Annotated in this window: 16 protein-coding genes; 7 read left to right on the top strand and 9 right to left on the bottom strand. The window is 69.0% G+C overall.

Going from position 1 to position 16,573, the window contains the following annotated elements; translation table 11 throughout:
- Nucleotides 1-552 precede the first annotated feature (552 nt).
- Nucleotides 553-1,929 carry a globin domain-containing protein gene (locus ACOKM3_RS21635; protein ID WP_426902711.1) on the top strand — a complete coding sequence of 459 codons (1,377 nt, stop codon included), beginning with the start codon at nucleotides 553-555 and terminating at the stop codon, nucleotides 1,927-1,929.
- Nucleotides 1,930-1,962: 33 nt separating this feature from the next.
- On the opposite strand, the gene ACOKM3_RS21630 is transcribed toward ACOKM3_RS21635, so the two are convergent.
- The 5 genes from ACOKM3_RS21630 to ACOKM3_RS21610 all read right to left on the bottom strand — a co-directional run bounded on the left by ACOKM3_RS21630 (nucleotide 1,963) and on the right by ACOKM3_RS21610 (nucleotide 5,710).
- A complete protein-coding gene (locus tag ACOKM3_RS21630) occupies nucleotides 1,963-2,445 on the bottom strand; it encodes an NUDIX domain-containing protein (protein WP_426902710.1) in 483 nt (160 codons plus the stop codon).
- Nucleotides 2,446-2,504: 59 nt separating this feature from the next.
- Nucleotides 2,505-3,413, bottom strand: a complete 909-nt coding sequence (locus ACOKM3_RS21625) for a LysR family transcriptional regulator (protein ID WP_426902709.1) — start codon at nucleotides 3,411-3,413, stop codon at nucleotides 2,505-2,507.
- Nucleotides 3,414-3,632: 219 nt separating this feature from the next.
- Complete coding sequence (locus ACOKM3_RS21620; RefSeq protein ID WP_426902708.1) at nucleotides 3,633-4,826, bottom strand: cystathionine gamma-lyase; 1,194 nt, start codon at nucleotides 4,824-4,826, stop codon at nucleotides 3,633-3,635.
- Nucleotides 4,823-5,317 carry a low molecular weight protein-tyrosine-phosphatase gene (locus ACOKM3_RS21615; RefSeq protein WP_426902707.1) on the bottom strand — a complete coding sequence of 165 codons (495 nt, stop codon included), beginning with the start codon at nucleotides 5,315-5,317 and terminating at the stop codon, nucleotides 4,823-4,825. Before ACOKM3_RS21615 ends, ACOKM3_RS21620 begins: the two co-directional genes overlap by 4 nt.
- 12 nt (nucleotides 5,318-5,329) lie before the next feature.
- Nucleotides 5,330-5,710, bottom strand: a complete 381-nt coding sequence (locus tag ACOKM3_RS21610; protein ID WP_426902706.1) for a phage holin family protein — start codon at nucleotides 5,708-5,710, stop codon at nucleotides 5,330-5,332.
- A 48-nt stretch (nucleotides 5,711-5,758) separates the two neighbouring features.
- Between ACOKM3_RS21610 and ACOKM3_RS21605 the strand changes: the two genes are divergently transcribed.
- From ACOKM3_RS21605 to ACOKM3_RS21590, 4 genes are all read left to right on the top strand, one after another.
- Nucleotides 5,759-6,076, top strand: a complete 318-nt coding sequence (locus ACOKM3_RS21605) for a cupin domain-containing protein (protein WP_426902705.1) — start codon at nucleotides 5,759-5,761, stop codon at nucleotides 6,074-6,076.
- A gap of 201 nt (nucleotides 6,077-6,277) precedes the next feature.
- Nucleotides 6,278-6,493, top strand: a complete 216-nt coding sequence (locus tag ACOKM3_RS21600; protein WP_266718729.1) for a DUF5326 family protein — start codon at nucleotides 6,278-6,280, stop codon at nucleotides 6,491-6,493.
- 186 nt (nucleotides 6,494-6,679) lie between these two features.
- Nucleotides 6,680-7,459: an IclR family transcriptional regulator gene (locus tag ACOKM3_RS21595; RefSeq protein WP_426902704.1), complete on the top strand. Its 780-nt coding sequence runs from the start codon at nucleotides 6,680-6,682 to the stop codon at nucleotides 7,457-7,459.
- A gap of 101 nt (nucleotides 7,460-7,560) precedes the next feature.
- On the top strand, nucleotides 7,561-8,025 hold the full coding sequence (locus ACOKM3_RS21590; protein ID WP_385758954.1) for an SsgA family sporulation/cell division regulator: 465 nt from the start codon (nucleotides 7,561-7,563) through the stop codon (nucleotides 8,023-8,025).
- A gap of 115 nt (nucleotides 8,026-8,140) precedes the next feature.
- On the opposite strand, the gene ACOKM3_RS21585 is transcribed toward ACOKM3_RS21590, so the two are convergent.
- Nucleotides 8,141-9,499 carry a YibE/F family protein gene (locus ACOKM3_RS21585; RefSeq protein ID WP_426902703.1) on the bottom strand — a complete coding sequence of 453 codons (1,359 nt, stop codon included), beginning with the start codon at nucleotides 9,497-9,499 and terminating at the stop codon, nucleotides 8,141-8,143.
- Between the two features lie 235 nt (nucleotides 9,500-9,734).
- Here ACOKM3_RS21585 and thiC point away from each other — a divergent pair, with 235 nt between their 5' ends.
- Nucleotides 9,735-11,510, top strand: coding sequence for a phosphomethylpyrimidine synthase ThiC (gene thiC / locus ACOKM3_RS21580; RefSeq protein WP_426902702.1), 1,776 nt, complete (start codon nucleotides 9,735-9,737; stop codon nucleotides 11,508-11,510).
- 71 nt (nucleotides 11,511-11,581) lie between these two features.
- Here the strand turns inward: thiC and ACOKM3_RS21575 are convergent, their stop codons facing one another.
- The 3 genes from ACOKM3_RS21575 to ACOKM3_RS21565 all read right to left on the bottom strand — a co-directional run bounded on the left by ACOKM3_RS21575 (nucleotide 11,582) and on the right by ACOKM3_RS21565 (nucleotide 14,997).
- Nucleotides 11,582-12,406 carry a hypothetical protein gene (locus ACOKM3_RS21575; protein WP_426902701.1) on the bottom strand — a complete coding sequence of 275 codons (825 nt, stop codon included), beginning with the start codon at nucleotides 12,404-12,406 and terminating at the stop codon, nucleotides 11,582-11,584.
- A 182-nt stretch (nucleotides 12,407-12,588) separates the two neighbouring features.
- Nucleotides 12,589-13,665, bottom strand: coding sequence for a metallophosphoesterase (locus ACOKM3_RS21570; protein WP_426902700.1), 1,077 nt, complete (start codon nucleotides 13,663-13,665; stop codon nucleotides 12,589-12,591).
- A gap of 219 nt (nucleotides 13,666-13,884) precedes the next feature.
- A complete protein-coding gene (locus tag ACOKM3_RS21565) occupies nucleotides 13,885-14,997 on the bottom strand; it encodes a LacI family DNA-binding transcriptional regulator (protein ID WP_426902699.1) in 1,113 nt (370 codons plus the stop codon).
- A 367-nt stretch (nucleotides 14,998-15,364) separates the two neighbouring features.
- Here ACOKM3_RS21565 and hisC point away from each other — a divergent pair, with 367 nt between their 5' ends.
- Nucleotides 15,365-16,444 (top strand): histidinol-phosphate transaminase, encoded by a 1,080-nt coding sequence (gene hisC, locus ACOKM3_RS21560; protein ID WP_426902698.1) that lies wholly within the window; start codon nucleotides 15,365-15,367, stop codon nucleotides 16,442-16,444.
- Nucleotides 16,445-16,573 lie beyond the last annotated feature (129 nt).

Here is a 16,573-nt window from a genome sequence, read left to right as displayed (position 1 = left end):
TGGCGTCCACCGCTTTGTGGAGAGTGCCCCCAAGGCTTTCGGTCGCGCCGGGAGTTTCACGTGAAACATGGCTCCGGGAGGTCGGCTCTCGCCCGCGCTCGACGGCGCAGGGCGCGCGAATTGGTGCGCCGAGACCGCTAATTGAGGAATTTACGAAGTGGCCGAGGTTCGCTTAATCCGCAGTTATGCCGGTAGGGGGTTGTCGGCTTCGCGGCGGCCGGTATCGTCGGGTCCGGATCGCACCGGGTGGCCGAAGAAGGCCGAGGGGAAGCCCGTGGTGCGCGCAGGCCCACGCAGCCTAACGGGACGGAGAGATCGAAGACCTGCACTTTCCGCTTTGCGTTCTGGGCAATGACACCGGGTGGCAGGCTGCGGTGAGGGGACTGCGGACAATGTCACACTCTTGCCTTACTTGTCAGTAGCCGTCCGGAATGCAGTGTTCAATGTGGACTGCATTGTTGTCGAGGCGCGGGGGAAAGCCCACAGATTCCGGGCGTGGAACAGCTCGGGAGTACGTTGACCGACCGAAATATGTTCGAGGCGAGGCACAGCATGGACGCTCCGACCACTACGCCGTCGGCCGGTTCCGGTTCTGACGGTTCGGACGGTGGGGGCGGCTGGTTCACGCCGCGCACGGCCCCGGCCCCGCAGCCGCCCACCACCGATTCCGGCCAGGAGGCGACGCAGGAGGAGCACCGAATACCGGAGCCGCGTCAGGCGCCGGCCGCGCAGCAGACACAGCGGCCCGCCCCGCCGCGCGCCGCCGAGGCGCCTGGCCCCGTGGCCGCCTCCGCGCGTACCGCTCCCACGCATGCATCCCCCGACGCGATTCTCGTCCGCCGCACGATGGAGGAGATCGGTCCCGTCGCGGACAGGGTCACCTCGTACTTCTACGCGCTGCTCTTCGTGCGCCACCCCGAACTGCGCCCGCTCTTCCCCGCGGCGATGGACACCCAGCGCGACCGGCTCCTCAAGGCACTGCTGACCGCTGCCGAGCACATCGACAACAAGGACGTCCTGGTGGCGTACCTGAAGAACCTGGGGCGCGGTCACCGTAAGTACGGCACGCAGGCCGACCACTACCCGGCCGTGGGCGAGTGCCTGATCGCCGCGCTCACCCAGTACGCCACGACCACGTGGAACGCGGAGACCGAGGCCGCCTGGGTCCGCACGTACACGACGATCTCCCAGGTCATGATCGACGCGGCGGCCGAGGACGAGCTGAAGGCCCCGGCCTGGTGGATGGCCGAGGTCGTCTCGCACGACCTGCGCACGCCCGACATCGCCGTGGTGACGGTGCGGCCCGATCAGCCCTACCCGTTCCTGGCCGGGCAGTACACGACGCTGGAGACGCCCTGGTGGCCGCGGATCTGGCGGCACTACTCGTTCGCGTCCGCGCCCCGATCCGACGGACTGCTCTCGTTCCACGTGAAGGCGGTCCCGGCGGGCTGGGTCTCCAACGCCCTGGTGCACCGGGCCCGCCCCGGAGACGTGCTGCGCCTCGGACCGCCCGCCGGCTCCATGACCGTCGACCACACCACCGACAGCGGATTGCTCTGCCTGGGTGGCGGCACCGGCATCGCGCCCATCAAGGCGCTCGTCGAGGACGTGGCCGAGCATGGGCACCAGCGCTCGGTCGAGGTCTTCTACGGCGCTCGCACCAACCACGATCTGTACGACATCGACACGATGCTGCGACTCTCGCAGAGTCACCCGTGGCTCTCGGTGCGGCCCGTCGTCGACCAGCAGGCCCACCTCCAGCTGCCGGACGCGGTACGGGAGTACGGCCCCTGGAACGAGTACGACGCGTATCTCTCCGGGCCGCCCGGCATGATCCGCAGCAGCATCGACACCCTGCGGCGCATCGGTATCCCCGGCAGCCGTATCCGGCACGACTCGGTCGAGGACCTGGTCGCGGCGGCGGACTGAGCCCCGTACGGCGCCTTCCGCTTCGGCGAAGTATTAACCGAGGTCAGGCGCGTGCATCGCCCGTACGCCCTCGATGTTGCCGTCCAGGTAGTGACGCAGCGAGAGCGGCACCAGGTGCACCGAAGCGATACCGACGCGGGTGAACGGCACCCGCACGATCTCGTAACTGCCGCACGGGTCCTCGACCTCGGGCCCGTGCCGCTCGGCGGTGTCCATCGACTCCAGGCGGCAGACGAAGAAGTGCTGGACCTTCACGCCGGTGGCGCCGCCGTCCTCGCCGATGTGCTCGACGGTGTCCACGAAGCAGGGCACCACGTCGACGATCTTGGCGCCGAGTTCCTCGTGCACCTCGCGGTGGAGGGCGTCCACGACGGTCGTGTCCTCCGGCTCGACCCCTCCACCGGGAGTCACCCAGTACGGATCGACGCCGGGCTTGGTCCGCTTGATCAGGATCAGGTTGTCGCCATCCAGCAGGACGGCGCGTGCGGTGCGCTTGACCACGGGTCGGACGGTCATGGGAGAAATGTGGCCCGGCTGGTTCCACGTGAAACATCCCGTATCGCTCGGCGTCCCGATCACGACCAGTCGACGGCAGCGCGCAGCAGCCACTCATGCGCCCGCGCGATGTGCGGCATGGCCAGTGTGCCGGTGCGAACCACCAGGAAATACGTACGCAGCGGCGGTACGGGCGGGTCGAGCAGGGCGACGATCTCCCCGCGCTCCAGGTTCTCCTCGCACAGATAGCGCGGCAGGACGGCGAGTCCGGCACCCGCGATCACACAGGCGAGCACCGCGCGCAGATCGGGCACGACGACCGTGGCGGAGACAGCGGGCCGGGAGTCGAAGACGGCGGCCCAGTAGCGGCTGACCAGGGGCAACGACTCGTGCACCTCGACCACCGGAAACTTTTCCAGGGACGGCGCCGCGTCGCGGTGCAGCAGCATGCCGCGGCCGATCCGGGCGGCCAGGCGCGGGGCGGCGGCCAGCACATGCTCCTCGTCGCAGAGCGGAGTCGCCGTGTGCAGGGCGCCTCGCGGACGGGCCGTCGCGATGGCCAGATCGTGATGCCCCGCGGCGAGCCCCTCCAGGGTTTCCTCGGCCGTGCCGAAGCTCGTCCGTAACGCGATGCTCTGCCCGTCGTCCCGCGTCAGGGCCGTCAGCGCGGGCAGGGCGCGCTCCGCGGTGAACTCCGGAGGCCCCGCCAGGTGCAGGGTGCGTATGGCGAACTCCTCGCCGAGCCCGGCCTCGGCGATCTCCACGAGGGCGTCGAGATGCGGAGCCGCCTTGTGGGCCAGCTCGTCGGCGATCGTTGTGGCCGTCACACCGCGCGCCTGGCGCAGGAAGAGCGGGCGCCCCAACTGCCGCTCCAGCGTGCGGATCTGGGAGGTGACCGCCGGCTGGGACAGGCCGAGCAGAGCGGCGGCGCGGGTGAACGAACCGGCGCGATGCACCGTCACAAAGGTGCGCAGCAACGCGAGATCCATCGCGGCACGCCTCCCTCCCCAACCTCCGGGCGCGCCCAACTATAAATAAGTCGATAGGTCTCTGTCGCTACCGTGATTGGACACTGACACAGAGTCAACTAGCCTTGTTCGCGCGGTTCTTCGCGCGTGAGAACCGGGACGGTCCGAGCCACGAGGGGGGAGGCTCGGACCGTCCGTTGTACGTAGCGCGGTACTAGCCACCCGGCTTCAGTGCCGGTCTCAGGCCCCGTCCAGCGCCCGCAGCACGTCCGCCACCAGGTCCTCGGTGTTCTCGGCGCCCGCCGAGAAGCGGATGAAGCCCTCGGTGACGGCGTCCCCGCCCCAGCGCCCGCGCCGCTCGGCGGTGGACCGTACGCCGCCGAAGCTCGTCGCGTCGTCCACCAGGGTCAGGGCTTCCAGGAACCGCTCGGCCCGGGCGCGCGAGGGCAGCTCGAAGGCGACCACGCAGCCGAACCGCCGCATCTGACCTGCGGCGACGTCATGGGACGGGTCACCGGGCAGACCAGGATGACGCACCCCGGCGACGTCCTCGCGCTCCAGCAGCGCCTGCGCCACGGCCAGCGCGTTGGCGCTCTGCCGCTCGGCGCGCAGCTCGAGCGTGGCGAGGGACCGGTGCGCGAGCCAGGCCTCCATCGGCCCCGGAATCGCTCCGACGATCTTGCGCCAGCGCTTCACCGAGGCGATCAACTCGGCGTCGGCGCACGCGACGTAGCCGAGCAGGAGGTCTCCGTGGCCCGTGAGCTGCTTGGTGCCGCTGGCCACCGCGAAGTCCGCGCCGAGCTCCAGCGGGCGCTGCCCGAGCGGCGTCGCGAGCGTGTTGTCCACGGCGACGAGCGCCCCGCGCGCGTGGGCGGCGTCGGTGAGGCGCCGGATGTCGCAGACGTCGAGGCCGGGGTTGGACGGCGTCTCCAGCCACAGCAGGCGCGCCCCGTCGAGCACGTCGAGCTGCGCGTCACCGCCGGTCGGCGCGGTGCGCACCTCGATCCCGTACGCCGTGAGCTGCTCGCGGACGAGCGGGAAGACCTGGTAGCCATCGGCAGGCAGGACCACCGCGTCGCCGGCGCGCAGCTGCGAGAAGAGGACCGCGGAGATCGCCGCCATGCCGGAGGCGAAGGCCAGCGTCTCCACGCCGGAGCGCCCCGGAGCCTCCAACTCGCTGATGGCGCGCTCGAGATGCGTCCACGTCGGGTTCTCGTCGCGGCCGTACGCATAGGGCCCCGACACATCGCCGGGCAGGTGGAAGTGTGCGGCGAACACCGGTCCCGGCAGGGTCGGTTCGTTCTTGACCGGCTCGGGCAGACCCGCCCGGACCGCCCGCGTGCCGTCTCCGGGCTCCTGCGCCGACAGCTTCTGAGTCGACGGCTCCTGCGCCGATGGCTCCGTTCCCGGCTCCTGTGCCGAGGGCTCCGTCATGCGTCCCGTCCTCCCACTGTTTCGCGCACGGATACGAGAAGGCCGTCCGAGGCCGCCTCGACCATCTTCAGGCACTCCTCGAAGCCGCCCAGATCGCCGTAGTACGGATCGGGGACGTCCAGGTCCGAGGCGTCGGCCCCGGCATCGTAGGAACGCAGCAGGCGTACCTTCTCGGCGTCCTCGGGCGTCGAAGCCAGGCGGCGCAAGGTGCGCAGATGGCCGTGGTCGAGGGCGACGACCAGGTCGAGGCGGGCGAACCAGTCTCGGTGGAACCGGCGGGCCGTGTGCTCGGAGTCGTAGCCGTTCTCGGTGAGGACGAGGACGGTGCGCGGGTCGGCGCCGTCGCCCTCGTGCCAGCCGTCCGTGCCCGCGCTGTCGACCGCGACGAGGCCGTCGAGCCCCGCCTCCTCGACGCGGGCGCGGAAGACGTGCTCGGCCATGGGAGAGCGGCAGATGTTGCCGGTGCAGACGAAACAGACGCGGTAGGTCATTCTCGGCCGCTCTCAGTCCTTGCCGTCGGGCAGCACGACGTTCAGCGCCCAGGAGACGATGGACACGATCAGGCCGCCGAGGATCGCGGTCCAGAGGCCGTCGACGTGGAAGCTCAGGTCCACCTGGTCGGCCAGCCACGAGGTCAGCAGCAGCATCAGGGCGTTCACGATCAGCGTGATCAGGCCGAGCGTGAGGATGAACAGCGGGAAGGTCAGGAGCTTTACGATCGGCTTCACGATCACGTTGACCAGGCCGAAGATGAGGGCGACGAGGATCAGCGTGCCGATCTTCTTGCCGGTGCTGTCGCCGGTGAGGGTGATCTTGTCGAGCACCCAGACGGCGACGGCCAGGGCGCCCGCGTTGGCGATCGTCTTGACGAGGAAATTCATCATGTGTCTGATCGTTGCAGACATGATCGGTGACAGGGGTGGGCGAGGCTGATGAAGGCGTTCCGGTTGGATGAGCTCGAGGCGGAGAGAGCCGCCAACGACGGGGCGTATTTGCAGTTCCTCCGGGAGCGCAATATGTCGGTCGGGCTGTACGCGCTCGACGCGGGCACACAGGACCCGCAGCAGCCGCACAACCAGGACGAGGTCTACCTCGTGGTCAGCGGCCGCGGTTCGATCACGGTCGGCATGGAGACCACTCAGGTCGGCCGGGGCAGCGTCGTGTACGTGCCGGCCGGTGTCGCGCACAAGTTCCACCACATCAGTGAGGACCTGCGCGTTCTCGTCGTCTTCTCGCCTCCGGAGGGCTGACGGGTCGACCCTGCGGACGGGCCCCGCCTCGGGGTTCCCTAGGGGGCGGGTCAGGGGAGGACAAGGGATCGGAAGGGCCCGCACGGGCCTTCGACGTGCCAGCATCGAAGCAGAACGTCGAAGTGGAACACCGAAGCGGAACACCGAAGCAGAAGCTTCGAAGCAGAAGCATCGAAGAGACAACGGAGGAGAGCGATGGCAGTGCGAGAAATATTCGCGGACATGCCGTGGTGGGTGAAGTGGGTCGCGGTGCCGGTCATCGCCATCGTCGTGTTCGGCGGCCTGATCGCGAGCGTCGTCGGTTTTGTGATCGGCTTGCTGTTCAAGGTGCTCGTGTTCGCCGCTCTGGTGGGTGGACTCATCTACGTAGTGCGGAAGTTCATGGTCGGTTCGTCGTCGCGGAGCCGCGACTGGTGAGGCCGGGCGCGCACTTGTGTGCGGATCCCGGTCGTTGCGTCGCGCGACCTTTCGCACGACCGGGGGAAGTTTCCTTGCGCGGCAGGCGCCAATCGGTGGCCAAGGGTTAGAGTCCGGAATTCGATGGCTTTAGCCCCTGCGAGCCTCGAACACGCGGGGGTTCCCCACGCGCATCGGGAGTGAACCTTGGCCACGGTCGATACCGCACCCGCCGCCGCCCCGCAGACGCTCATCGGCTCCGTACAGCGGGCCATGCGACTGCTCGAGGCGGTCGCTTCCCATGACGACGGTGCGCCGGCCAAGCAGCTCGCGCGGGAAGCCGGCCTCGCCCTTCCCACCGCGTACCACCTGCTGCGCACGCTGGCTCACGAGGGATATCTCCGCCGGGAGAACGGCGTCTTCGTTTTCGGTGACGCCGCCGAGCGTTTGAGCAGCAGCGGAGCACAGCAGAATCGTCGCAGCATGATCACCGATGCGCTGCGGCACTGGCGCGACACCATCGGCGTCCCGGTCTATTTCGCGGTCTACCGGGACGGCGAGATCGAGCTCGTCGCCGTCGCCGACACCCCGGCCAATCCCGCCGTCGAGGAGTGGGCCGACTTCCGGGAGACCGGCCATGCCCACGCCATCGGCCAGTGCCTGCTCTCCCAGCTCGACGAGGAGGCCCGCAAGGACCACCTCGACCGCTACCCGGCGCAGTCCATCACTCCGTATTCGGTCCGCGACGACCGCGCGCTGCTACGGAAGCTGAGCCGGGTGGGCCGCATGGAACCGGTCGTCGAGCGTCAGGAGTACGCGCTGGGCACGGCCTGTGCCGCGTTCCCGCTGACGATCGGGTCGACCGCGGCGACCTTGGCCATTTCTCTCCCTTCCCATCAGGCGGAGAAACTGCTGCCCACAGCCCGTCAGTTGCAGCATGAGATCGGCAGGCTGGTAGGAACACTCGCCTTCTCTATCAGCATTTGAAAACTCACTCCTTGTAATCCTGTGTGTACGTTGAGCAAGATGCGAGGAGTTGCCAGGTAGGCAATTCCTGGCCAATCGGCGGCAAGTTGACGGGGTAGGCGATGCGCGAGTCGGTACAAGCAGTCCAAGCAGAGGTCATGATGAGCTTCCTCGTGTCCGAGGAGCTCTCGTTCCGCATTCCGGTGGAGCTCCGGTACGAGTCCACCGATCCGTACGCCGTGCGGCTGACCTTCCATCTCCCCGGGGACGCGCCCGTGACCTGGGCGTTCGGCCGGGAGCTCCTCGTCGACGGGGTCAACGGGGCCAGTGGCGAAGGGGATGTACAGGTCACACCGGTGGAGCGGGTGGGCGGCGCCGTCGGCGAGATGCCGGGAGAGGTGCACATCAGGCTCCAGGTCGGGGCGGACCAGGCCTTGTTCCGGGCCGGAGTCGCACCGCTCGTCGCGTTCCTCGACCGGACGGACAAGCTCGTCCCGCTGGGCCAGGAGGAGACGGGCGCGGACTTCGAGTCCGACCTCGACGAGGCGCTCGACCGGATCCTCGCCGAGGAGCAGAGCGCGGGCTGACTCCCCATCGGCCCGCACGACAGCAGACGGCGCACGAGACACCAGATGGTGCGTACGCCGCCGGACCAGACGCAACGCTTCAGCAGCGCGGTGCACCCGAGCAGTTCCGCGCCTTTCAGCGTTTACGCCGCCGGCCTCCGCCACCGCGTCCAGGAGCAGGAACGGCCTTCGCGGGCTCCCGTGTCCCCGGGCGGTCGTCCCGTGTGTCCGGGCGGTCGGCGGAGACCACGAGCGCGGCCAGCGCGGTGGTCACCGGCACCGAGGCGACGAGGCCGATCGAGCCGACCAGCGTCCGCACGATCTCCTCGGCCACCAGCTCGCTGTTGGCCACGTCGGCGACGCTGCTCTGCGCGATCGAGAAGAGCAGCAGCAGCGGCAGCGCGGCGCCCGCGTAGGCCAGGACGAGCGTGTTGACGACGGACGCGATGTGATCGCGGCCGATGCGGATCGCCGCCCGGTACAGGGCGCGTCGGCCCAGCGTCGGGTTCGCCTCGTGCAGCTCCCACACGGCGGAGGTCTGTGTGACCGTCACGTCGTCGAGCACGCCGAGCGAGCCGATGATGACGCCGGCGAGCAGCAGACCGCTCATGTCGATGTCCGGGTACAGGCCGTGGATCAGCCCTGTGTTGTCGTCGGTGTTGCCCGTCAGGGCCGCCCAGCCGATGAACAGCGAGCCCAACAGGCCGATCAGCAACAGCGATACGAGGGTGCCGAGCACGGCGACGGAGGTTCTGGCCGTCAGGCCGTGACACATGTAGAGCGCGATCAGCATGATCGCGCTGGCTCCGACCACCGCGACGACCAGGGGGTTCGACCCCTGCAGAATCGCGGGCAGGATGAAGAATGTCAGGACCAGAAAGCTGATCGCGAGCGCGACCAGTGCCATGACGCCGCGCATCCGGCCCACCACGACCACGGCCAGGGCGAAGATTCCGGCCAGCAGCACCATCGGAACCTTGCGGTTCACGTCGGTGACCGAGTACTGCAACTCCTTGGGTGCGTCCGGCGCGTAGGCGGCGATCACCTTCTGACCCTCGTGCAACTGCCGCGGTGAATCCGGCTGGACGACCTCGGTGAACGTGCGGCCCTTGTCCTTGCCGCCGTCGATCCGGATCGTCGCGTTCTCGCAGGTGCCACTGGTCTTCTGCTCGCCCGTGGTGCCCTGCTGCGCCGTGGGGTCCCCGGTCGGGCTCTGGCCCTGGGCGTGCACGGACGAGCAATCGACCTTCTCGACGCGGGTGACCGTGGCCTGCTGCGTCTGGCGGTCGAAGCCGACGCCGCTGCGCTCGTGCGGCGGTGCGCCGCCCGGCCAGAGCACCGCGAGGCCCACGACGACCGCGACCGAGAACGGGATCAGGACGGCCGCGATCACCTTGCGCAGATGCCGGGAGACAGGCGCCGCTGGGCCGTGGCTGTGGGAGTGCCCGTGCGGCGGGTGGGACGGCGGAGCTGGGGGCTGCTGTCTGGTGGTCACCGCCAGATCATCGCAAGAAGGGAGGGGGCCCTCTGTTCAACGCGGCGTGCGTCACGTTAGCGTGGAGCCGCTTTTGCCATCGCGGGAGCTCGGAGCACCGGGCTGAGAGGGCGCTGACCTTCGTCCCAGCGCGTTTCACGTGAAACAGCGTGGAGTTGCGCGACCAGGGGACGGATATCGCTGCGTCGACCGCTGAACCTGTTACCGGGTAATGCCGGCGTAGGGAGTAGGTCTCATGACCACAACGGACGCGCACACGCCTGCCTCCAGCTCGACCGAGGAGGCCGGCCAGTCCATCGGCTGGCACAAGGGGTACATCAGGGGCTCGCGCCCCGACCTCCAGGTGCCGGTCCGTCAAGTGCACCTCACCAATGGGCAGTCGGTGACGCTGTACGACACCTCAGGTCCGTACACCGACCCGACCGTCGACACCGATGTCCGCCGCGGTCTCGCGCCGCTGCGGGAGAACTGGATCATCGCCCGCGGCGACACCGAGGAGTACGCGGGCCGCCCCGTCCGTCCCGAGGACGACGGCGTCAAGCACACCTCGCCGCGCGGCGGCCTCCGCAACCTCGACGCGGTCTTCCCCGGCCGCCCGCGCCAGCCACGTCGCGGCCGGGACGGCCAGGCCGTGACCCAACTCGCGTACGCGCGAAGGGGCGAGATCACCCCGGAAATGGAGTACGTGGCCATCCGGGAGAACGTCGCGCCGGAAGTCGTGCGCGAGGAGATCGCGGCGGGCCGGGCCGTGCTGCCCGCGAACGTCAACCACCCGGAGATCGAGCCGATGATCATCGGCAAGCGGTTCCTGGTGAAGGTCAACGCCAATATCGGCAACTCGGCCGTGACGAGCTCCATCGAGGAGGAGGTGGACAAGATGACCTGGGCGACCAAGTGGGGCGCCGACACGGTCATGGACCTCTCCACCGGCCGCAACATCCACACCACGCGCGAATGGGTGCTGCGCAACTCCCCCGTTCCGATCGGCACCGTGCCGCTCTACCAGGCGCTCGAAAAGGTCGACGGCAGGGCCGAGGAACTGACCTGGGAGATCTACAAGGACACGGTCATCGAGCAGGCCGAGCAGGGCGTGGACTACATGACGGTCCACGCGGGCGTCCGCCTCCCGTACGTCCCGCTGACCGCCGACCGCAAGACCGGCATCGTCTCCCGCGGCGGCTCGATCATGGCCGCGTGGTGCCTCGCGCACCACAAGGAGAGCTTCCTCTACGAGCACTTCGAGGAGCTCTGCGAGATCCTCGCGGCGTACGACGTCACGTACTCGCTCGGCGACGGACTGCGCCCCGGCTCCATCGCGGACGCCAACGACGAGGCACAGTTCGCGGAGCTCCGGACGCTCGGCGAGCTGAACTCGATCGCCAAGCGGCACAACGTGCAGACCATGATCGAGGGCCCGGGACACGTCCCGATGCACAAGATCAAGGAGAACATCGACCTCCAGCAGGAGATCTGCGAGGAGGCGCCGTTCTACACGCTCGGCCCGCTGACCACCGATGTCGCCCCGGCGTACGACCACATCACGTCCGGAATCGGCGCCGCGATGATCGCCTGGTGGGGCACGGCGATGCTCTGCTACGTCACGCCGAAGGAGCATCTGGGGCTGCCCAACCGCGACGACGTGAAGACCGGTGTCATCACGTACAAGATCGCGGCGCATGCCGCGGACCTCGCCAAGGGGCATCCGGACGCGCAGGCCTGGGACGACGCGCTCTCCGACGCCCGCTTCGAGTTCCGGTGGGAGGACCAGTTCAATCTGGCCCTCGACCCGGACACGGCACGGGAGTTCCACGACGAGACGCTGCCGGCGGAGCCCGCGAAGACGGCACACTTCTGCTCGATGTGCGGGCCGAAGTTCTGCTCGATGAAGATCTCGCAGGACATCCGGCGGGAACACGGCACCACATCCTCGGAGATCGCGGAGGGCATGGAGCAGAAGTCCAAGGAGTTCGCACAGGCCGGCAACCGCGTGTATCTGCCGATCGCCGACTGACGGCATGACGGTGGGGCCCCTCGTGCGCGAGGGGCCTCGTCGTCGGTCACGGTCCGGTGGCCGCCGGAGGATCAGTCCGGCTGGTGGTCCGGGCCGCCGAAGTCCGGGCTCGAGAAGTCCGGGCTCGAATAGCCGGCGCGCTGGCCCGTGGCCGTGCCGCCGCCGTCGGGGCTGCTGAACCCCGGCCTGTTGTAGCCGAGTTGCGGCATGCGCCCGCCGGAGCCGCCACGGCCCCCGAGGGGTGAGCCGCCGCCCGCCGATGGGTCGGCCAGGGCGTCCCGCAGGAACGGCAGGATGCCCCGGTCCAGAAGCGCGACGCGCCAGGCTTCCCTGGCCTGCTTCACTTCCTCGCTCGCCTCGCCGTGCGCGCTCGCCTGGAGCGATGTCGATCCATTGCGCAAGGCCGCGAGCAGCAGGCAGACGGCCGCGACGAGAATGCTTGCCGCGGCGATCACGCCGAAGACCCAGCCGAAGGTGCGCAGGGTCCTGGCGAGGCCCGGCACCGGGTTGAGCATGCTCAGGATGTAGCCGACGAGCAGAAAGATCACGGCTGCGGTGCCGGCCAGAACCGGGGCGAGCACGACGGCGACCGCGGCGACGCCCGGTCCCGTGCTCTCCCCGCTGGATTTGCCTCCTTCGCGTAGCGGACGCAGGAGCCGCGGCGTGGAGCGCAGTTCCTCGCGGACCTTGACGTAGCGCTGGTACTCGTCGGCGGCCGCCGTGTTGATCAGTGCGGCGGCGCCGAGCGCCATGGTGCGCAGCTGCTCGGGGTTGAGCCGCTGGCCCACAGCGGCGAGTTCAGGCCTATTCGGTGCGGTACGCAGCGCGTCATCGAGGAGCCGCTCGAACTCGGGGCGGTCCTCGTTCAGCAAATGCGGAGCGCTGTTCATGTGCATCCCCCGATGCTCCGTAGGGCTTGGTGGCCCGCATGGGTGCGAGCCGTCGGGCAGAAACGGAGGGGAGCCTGCTACGGATAAGCCGATGGTAGAGCTGTCACGGCACGCGGTGACAGGGGGTTTCCGGAAATTGGCCCTGCGGCCGGTCGGATCCTCCGCTTTCGCGTCTGCCCCGCGAAGTCTCAGATATCCATGGGGAGTTGCTGGACGAGCAGCTTTCCGGCCATGGTCACGCCGCCGTCCATGGCGATGGCCAGGCCGTTCGCGTACACATGCGGGCCCTCGACGGGGGGCCTGCTGTCCTCGCTGTCCCCGTCCTCACCACCGACCTCGCCGAGCAGGTACGGGATCGGGCTGTGGCCGTGCACGATGCGCGAGCCGCCGAACGCGTCGAGGAGCTGCCGTGCGGCGCTGGGCCCCGATTCCTCGTCCTTGAACGCGAATCGCTTGGTGAACTTGCGGAACAGGTCCCAGCACTCGTCCGCGTCATTGCGCGTGAGGGTCTCGCGCACCGTGTCGTTGACGGCCTCGATGGAGTCGCCGTAGTCGAGATACGCGGTGGTGTCCGAGTGCGTGAGCAGATGGTCGTCCTCGATCTCGATCGCGTCGAGCCGGGACATCCACTGCAGATGCACGTCCTGGAGGCGGTCCATGTCGGCCTTCTGCCCGCCGTTGAGCAACCAGGCCGCCTGGAACGTGGCGGTGCCCGCCCCGGAGTTCACGGGCGTGTCGCCGAACCGCTTGGCGCCGAGCAGCAGCAGCTCGTGGTTGCCCATGAGCGCCTTGCAGTAGCCGCCCGCGGCCGCCGCCTCGGCGGACAGCCGCATGACGAGGTCGATGACGCCGATCCCGTCGGGCCCGCGGTCGGTGAAGTCGCCGAGGAACCACAGGCGCGCGGTGCCCGCCGCCCAGTTGCCCTCCGCGTCGATCAGGCCCTTCTCGCGGAGCGCGGCGAGCAGCTCGTCGAGGTAGCCGTGCACATCGCCGACGACGAACAGCGGGCCGAGGCCCTCGTCCCCCGTGGGCGCGGGCTGGGCCACCTCGACCTGGACCGTGTCGCCCTGGTTGATGACCGGGAGGTCGCGCTCGGTCGGCGTGTAACCGTCGGGAAGGCCCTCGGGATTCGCTGCGCCGGGCGCGGGGACGTCGGGGTCCGTCGGCTGCACGTTCGCCGGTACGTCATGGACGTACGCGGGAACACGGAAGTCGCGCAGCGTCTCCGTCTCCGCTGCGGATCCCGGACCGGCCCCCTGAGTCATCGACCCCTCCACCACCATTGCGCCGCCTGTGCACCGTATCGGACTGCCTGGTCGCAGCGGCCCGCGGTGTCGTGCGCCCATCATAGGAATGCGGCTCGCGCTGTGTGATGCACCAGGGGTGGTGAATCGGTGACGGGCGGCTGATCGCCGTGCATTTCTCCCGAATTGGTGTGGACTTTTCTCTGCGGAGGAGTCGGTGGAGGGGGCGGTCGGGGGCGGTCAGCCCTGTCCCGGAGACCGGGGAGGGCTGACCGTGGTGCGGTGCGGGCGTCGCTGGGACGAGGTCCGCACGATGAGTTCGGTCGGCATCACCTGCTCGACCGGCTGGTCGGATTCGACCCCTTCGATGGCGTCGATGAGGAGCTGCACGACGGACGTCCCGATCCGCCGCGGTTTGAGCGAGAGGGTGGTGATGGGCGGTTCCGTGTTCGCGTAGACCATCGACTCGCTGCAGCACACCAGCAGCAGGTCGTCCGGGACCCGCAGCCCGTAGCGGCGCGCGGCGGCGAGCAGATCCGTGCCGTTGGGATCGAAGAGGCCGTAGACCGCGTCGGGGCGGTCGGGCCGGGCGAGCAGCCGGTCGGCTGCGACGGCGCCCGCGCACGGGTCGTGCGCGGGGTAGGACTCGTAGACCGGTTCCTGTCCGATCCGCTCGCACCAGCGCAGATACGCCGAGGTGGACAGGTGCGTGTACGTGTCGGTGGTGGTGCCGGTCAGCAGGCCGATGCGGCGGGCGCCGGACTCGGCGAGGTGGTCGAGGATGCCGAGTACGGCGGCCTCGTGGTCGTTGTCGACCCAGGCGGTCACGGGCAGGGTGCCCGCGGGACGTCCGTCGGAGACGACCGGCAGGCCCTGGCGGACCAGCTCGGTGACGACCGGATCATGGTCGGAGGGGTCGATGACGACGGTGCCGTCGAGGGCGACGTTCGACCACACGTCGTGGCGTGAGGTGGCGGGCAGGATGACGAGGGCGTACCCGCGGGCGAGCGCGGCGGAGGTGGCGGCGCGCGCCATCTCGGCGAAGTACGCGAATTCTGTGAAGGTGAAAGGTTCATCCCCGTACGTCGTCACGGTCAGGCCGATGAGGCCCGATTTCCCGGTACGGAGCGTGCGAGCGGCCGCGGAGGGGCGATAGCCCAACCGGTCGGCGACCTCGCGGACGTGGCGTCGGGTGGCGTCCGGGAGCCGGCCCTTACCGTTGAGCGCATCGGACACAGTCGTGATCGAGACCCCGGCGGCTGCGGCAACGTCTCTGATGCCTGCCCGGCTCGGCCGGGTGCCCCTGCGGGTCGTCTCTGCCCGGCTCACCTGGTGCTTCCCTGCTGCTGTCATGGCGAGCCGATAGTAGGGCTCATTCGGCTGCATGGTGGGGGCGCATATGCAGGCGTTGACAGGCACGTTTCTGCAAGGTGATGACCCATCATCAACCTTTAAATAAAAGGGAGTTGAACGGTCAGGGTATGGCACTTCGCTTGTCGCCCCCCAGGCGCCTGCCAAGTCGGCGATGTTGCGAGTAGGTCTCAACTCACCTTCACGGGTGATGCGCGCCACGGCGCGAGCCACCGGCGCGCGCCAGGGCGAAGGGCGCTCCCCCCTCTCCGCACGCCTTGCGGAGGGGTCGGGACCCGGGCCATTGGGGAGCGCGGCGAATCCTCTTAAGGTGAGCAGTATTGGAACGGTGCCCACAAGGAGGACTGCGGTGAGCGAGATCAACCCCAAGCTGCGTGCGGAGCTGGCGGGGATCCCTGCCTACAAGCCCGGCAAGCCGGCCGCTGCCGGGGGGCCGGTGGCGTACAAGCTGTCCTCCAACGAGAATCCGTATCCTCCGCTGCCCGGAGTGATGGAGCAGGCGATCGCGGCCGCCGGGACCTTCAACCGCTACCCGGACATGGCGTGCACCGGCCTGATGAACGAGCTGTCCGACCGTTTCGGTGTGCCCGTCACCCATCTGGCTACGGGAACCGGTTCGGTCGGCGTCGCGCAGCAGCTGCTCCAGGCGACCTCGGGGCCGGGCGACGAGGTCATCTACGCGTGGCGGTCCTTCGAGGCGTACCCGATCATCACGCAGATCAGCGGCGCGAAGTCGGTACAGGTGCCGCTCACGCCGAGCGAGGACCACGACCTCGACGCGATGATCGACGCGATCACGGAACGCACGCGCCTCATCTTTGTCTGCAACCCCAACAACCCCACGGGCAATGCCATCCGCCGCGCCGAGCTGGAACGGTTCCTCGACCGGGTGCCCTCCGATGTCCTGGTGGTCCTCGACGAGGCGTATCGGGAGTTCATCCGCGATACCGAGGTGCCGGACGGCGTCGAGATCTACCGGGACCGGCCGAACGTGGCGGTGCTGCGGACCTTCTCGAAGGCGTACGGGCTCGCGGGGCTCCGCGTGGGCTTCGCCATCGCGCACGAGCCGGTCGCCGCGGCGCTGCGCAAGACGGCGGTCCCCTTCGGTGTGAGCCAGCTCGCACAGGACGCGGCGGTGGCCTCGCTGCGCGCGGAGGACGAGCTGCTCGGCCGGGTCGGCTCGTTGGTGGCCGAGCGCACGCGGGTCGTCGAGGGGCTGCGGGCGCAGGGCTGGACGGTGCCCGAGACGCAGGCCAACTTCGTGTGGCTGCGCCTGGGGGAGAAGACGATGGACTTCGCGGCGGCCTGTGAGCAGGCGGGCGTGGTCGTGCGGCCGTTCGCGGGCGAGGGTGTGCGCACCACGATCGCGGAGACCGAGGCCAACGACATCTTCCTGCAGACGGCCGCGGAGTTCCGCAAGGAGCTCTGACCTGCCCCGCGTTGGGCGGAGATCGTAGGCGAAGGGGGTTCCCCGAACTTAAGGGGGACCCCCTCTCGTATGCCGACAGCCAGTACGACATAATGCTTGTGAATGTGAACGCGTTCACAAGCGTGTCCT

This window comes from Streptomyces nidicola (assembly GCF_050106155.1).
Classification (GTDB): Bacteria; Actinomycetota; Actinomycetes; order Streptomycetales; family Streptomycetaceae; genus Streptomyces.
Note: the sequence above shows the minus strand (reverse complement) of the source record. Positions and strands in the feature narration are given on the sequence as shown.